This window comes from Cellulomonas septica, from assembly GCF_012396155.1.
Taxonomy (GTDB): domain Bacteria; phylum Actinomycetota; class Actinomycetes; order Actinomycetales; family Cellulomonadaceae; genus Cellulomonas; species Cellulomonas septica.
Genome location: NZ_JAAXOY010000356.1, coordinates 1 through 3567, shown reverse-complemented (window position 1 = coordinate 3567; position 3567 = coordinate 1). Strand labels below are relative to the sequence as shown.

Genomic DNA, 3567 nt, shown 5'->3' with positions numbered 1-3567 from the left:
CCTCCCCCGCCCGGCGGCACGGGCGCGCACCCGCGGGGAGCAGCACCCGCCTACCTGCGACCTCCGCCGCCCCGCCAGGGCACCTGCTCCGGGCACGGACGAGCCCCGCGGACGAAGGGGTCCGCGGGGCTCGTCGGGGGGCCCGCTCAGGTGGGGCGCCGCCTCACCACTTGGCGTTGCGCGCGAGCTCCAGGGCCATGTCCTGCCACCACTGGCCGGCGGCCGGGCCGCCGTTGCACGTGCCGTCGGACTCGCCGGGCAGCTTGACCCACAGGAGGGCGGTCAGGCCCGAGCCGTCGTTGACGTACGTCGGCTTCTCACCGAGCGCGCGGCCGCGCGGGTTGCACCACTCGCCGTTCGAGCCGTTGCCGTTGCGCGAGGTGTCGATGACGAAGCCCTTGCCGCCGAGGCGCTGCGAGATCTGCTGGCCGTACGACTTGCTCGCGGCGGTCGTCTGGTAGTTCGACGTGTTGAGCGCGAAGCCCACGGCGTACTCGAAGCCGACCTGGTTGAGCCGGTTGACCGCCGTGTCGACCGACAGCCACGAGGAGTGGCCGGCGTCGATGTAGACCTTCGCGCCCTTGAGCGTGAGGGACTTCGCGGCGTACTTGAGGAAGCCGACCCGGTCGCCCTGGCCGGAGCAGTCGCCGAGCTGGGCGAGCGCGTCGGGCTCGAGCACGACGATCGGGTTGCCCTTGATGCCCTGCGCGATCGTGTCGATCCAGCGCGCGTACTCGGACTCGGCGACGCCGCCGCCCGAGTAGGAGCCGCAGTCACGGCCGGGGATGGCGTAGACGACGAGCGTCGGCGTCTTGCCCGCGGCGACGGCGCGGCCGGTGTAGTCGGCGACCTCGGCCTGCGCGTGCGACGCGTCGGCCCAGTTGCCGACCCAGTACGCCTGCGGGGTGAGCGCGATCTTCGCGAGCAGCGTCTTGTCGGTGCCCGACGCGGACTGCCACGCGCGGTAGGACTGGTTGGCCGTGTCGACGTAGAAGCTGCCCGAGGGCTGCGGCGGGACCGTCGTCGTCGGGGTGGGGGTCGGCGTCGGCGTCACGGTGGGCGTCGGCGTCTGGGTCGGCGTGACCGTCGGCGTCGGCGACGTCGTCGGGACGGTGCCGCCCGTGCAGGTCGTGCCGTTGAGGCTGAAGGACGCCGGGACCGGGTTCGAGCCGCTCCACGAGCCGTTGAAGCCGAACGACGCGGTGCCGCCCGTGCCGATCTGGCCGTTCCACGACACGTTCGTGACGGACACCTGGGAGCCGCTGGTGGTGACGTTGCCGTTCCACAGCTGCGTGATCTTCTGGCCCGCGGGGTACGCCCAGTCGAGCTTCCACGACGAGACGGGGTCGCCGAGGTTGGTGATCGTGACGTTGGCGCCGAAGCCGCCCTGCCACTGGCTCGACACGGCGTAGCTGACACGGCAGCCGGCGGCCGCCTGCGCGGCGCTGGCCGTGACGGCGGTGAGGCCGCCGACGGCGACGGCCGCGGCGGCGAGGAGCGCGGCGGCGGATCTGCGGGTGGACATGCGGGGTGGCTCCCTGGTGTCTCGGCTGCTCGGGGTCCCGACGAGGAAACCTGACGTCACCGCACCGACGCGAGGGGAAGCCGGGTGCCTAATCGCTTAAGTACGTCGCCGTGCCTGTCGATCCGCTTCGACCACGCGCTTCGACGGACCGCGACGACGCACGCGCAGCACGACGGCCCCGCACCGTGGAGGAGGTGCAGGGCCGTCGCGGACGGAGCGTCGAGGTCAGCGCTTGAGGTTGACCAGCTCCTGGAGGACCTCGTCCGACGTCGTGATGACGCGGCTGTTCGCCTGGAAGCCGCGCTGGGCGATGATCAGGCTGGTGAACTCGCTCGACAGGTCGACGTTCGACATCTCGAGCGCGCCGCCCGCGAGCGTGCCGCGGCCGCCCGTGCCCGCCGCGCCGACCTGCGCGTCGCCCGAGTTGACCGACGTGCGGAACAGCGAGCCGCCCGCCTTCTCGAGGCCCGACGGGTTGGTGAACGAGCCGATCGCGAGGCGCCCGATCGTCTGCTTGAGACCGTTGGAGAACGCGCCCGTGATGGTGCCGTCCGCGCCGAGCGCGAACGACTGCAGGACGCCGGCCGCCTGGCCGTTCTGGGTGCGCGCCTTGACGGAGTCGATGCCCGAGAAGCCGGTGATCGTCGACAGGTCGACCGCGACGCCGCCGACCGTGACCGTCGTCGGCGTCGTGAGGGCGCCCGCGGCGGTGAACGTCATCGCACCCGCGTTGACCGTGGCCGTGCCGTCGGACGCCGTCAGGGCCCAGCCCGTCGCGGACTTCGTGAACGTGAGCTCGAGCTCGCGCGACGCGCCCGTCGCGTCGTAGACGTCGATCGTGCGGTTGATCGTCGTGCCGTCCGCCGCGTCGGCGTCGAGGTTGCCCTCGTAGGCCGCCGTCGACGTCGCGACCGCGGGCATGAGCGTGCCGGCCGGGACGCGCAGGTCGACGAGCGGGCCGTTCGTGTCGACGACACCGTTCACCGCCGCCCAGCCCTGCACGAGCGCGCCCTCGCCCGGGAGCACCATCTGGCCGGTCGCGTCGAAGTCGAACGACCCGGCGCGCGTGTAGTACGACTCGTTGCCCTTGCGGACCACGAAGAAGCCGTCGCCCTGGATCATCATGTCGGTGCTGCGACCCGTCATCTGCGACGCGCCCTGCGTGAAGTTCGTCGTGATGCCCGCGACGCGCACGCCCAGGCCGACCTGCGCCGGGTTCGTGCCGCCGACGCCCGCCTGGGCGCCCGCACCGTTCTGGAGCATCTGGCTGAGCGTGTCCTGGAACTGCGTCTGCGACGACTTGAAGCCCGTCGTGTTGACGTTGGCGATGTTGTTGCCCGTGACGTCGAGCTGGGTCTGGTGGGCGCGCAGACCGGAGATGCCGGAGAAGAGCGAGCGGAGCATGGCGGTGGTTCCTTTCGGCAGGGGTGCTGCGCGGGGTCAGGCGGTGGTGGCGGGGGTGACGGTGGCGGACGTGACCGCCGAGACCGCGTCGAGGGTGACGTCCGTGTCACCGACCTTCACGGTGGGCACAGGGCCCGCGTAGGACACGCCCGTGACGGTGCCCGACTTCTCGGCCCCGTCCGCGTCGGTCCACGTGATCTGCTGCCCGACGAGCTGGGCTGCCGACATCCGCATCTGCAGCGCGAACGACTCGCGCTGCGTGTCGGCCAGGGCGACCAGCGACTCCATCGTGGAGAGCTGGGTCGTCTGGGTCATGAGCTGCGACGAGTCCATCGGGGCCGAGGGGTCCTGGTTGCGCAGCTGGGCGACGAGCAGGTCGAGGAACGCCTGCTTGTCGAGCTCCTTGGTCGCGGCCTTCTGGCCCGACGTGTCGGCCGTGCGGCTCGTCGCGCCGAGGAACGAGACGTCGATGCTCATGGTGCCTCCTGCAGGGTGCGGGTCTGAGGGCGGGTGCCGGGGTCGTCGGGTGCTGGTCGGGGTGGTGCCGTCCGGACGGGCGGGCGCGGGCCGGCGGTCACAGGTCCACGTCCAGCCCGGACGACGACCGGCGCACGCCCGTGGTCGCGGCCGACGGTCCG

At 72.2% G+C, this 3567-nt stretch carries 3 protein-coding genes; all 3 read right to left on the bottom strand.

Features of this window, described 5'->3' with window-relative positions; all coding sequences use genetic code 11:
• Positions 1-163 precede the first annotated feature (163 nt).
• Positions 164-1525: a glycoside hydrolase family 6 protein gene (locus HGA02_RS13130; protein WP_168679384.1), complete on the bottom strand. Its 1362-nt coding sequence runs from the start codon at positions 1523-1525 to the stop codon at positions 164-166.
• A gap of 225 nt (positions 1526-1750) precedes the next feature.
• Entirely contained in the window at positions 1751-2929 is a 1179-nt protein-coding gene (locus HGA02_RS13125; protein WP_124343032.1) for a flagellar hook protein FlgE, read from the bottom strand.
• Between the two features lie 36 nt (positions 2930-2965).
• Positions 2966-3406: a flagellar hook assembly protein FlgD gene (locus HGA02_RS13120; RefSeq protein WP_168679383.1), complete on the bottom strand. Its 441-nt coding sequence runs from the start codon at positions 3404-3406 to the stop codon at positions 2966-2968.
• Between the last annotated feature and the right edge of the window lie 161 nt (positions 3407-3567).

Coding starts and splice junctions, on each gene's coding strand:
- HGA02_RS13130 (WP_168679384.1), bottom strand. CDS start 1,525: ATGTCCACCCGCAGATCCGCCGCCGCGCTCCTCGCCGCCGCGGCCGTC.
- HGA02_RS13125 (WP_124343032.1), bottom strand. CDS start 2,929: ATGCTCCGCTCGCTCTTCTCCGGCATCTCCGGTCTGCGCGCCCACCAG.
- HGA02_RS13120 (WP_168679383.1), bottom strand. CDS start 3,406: ATGAGCATCGACGTCTCGTTCCTCGGCGCGACGAGCCGCACGGCCGAC.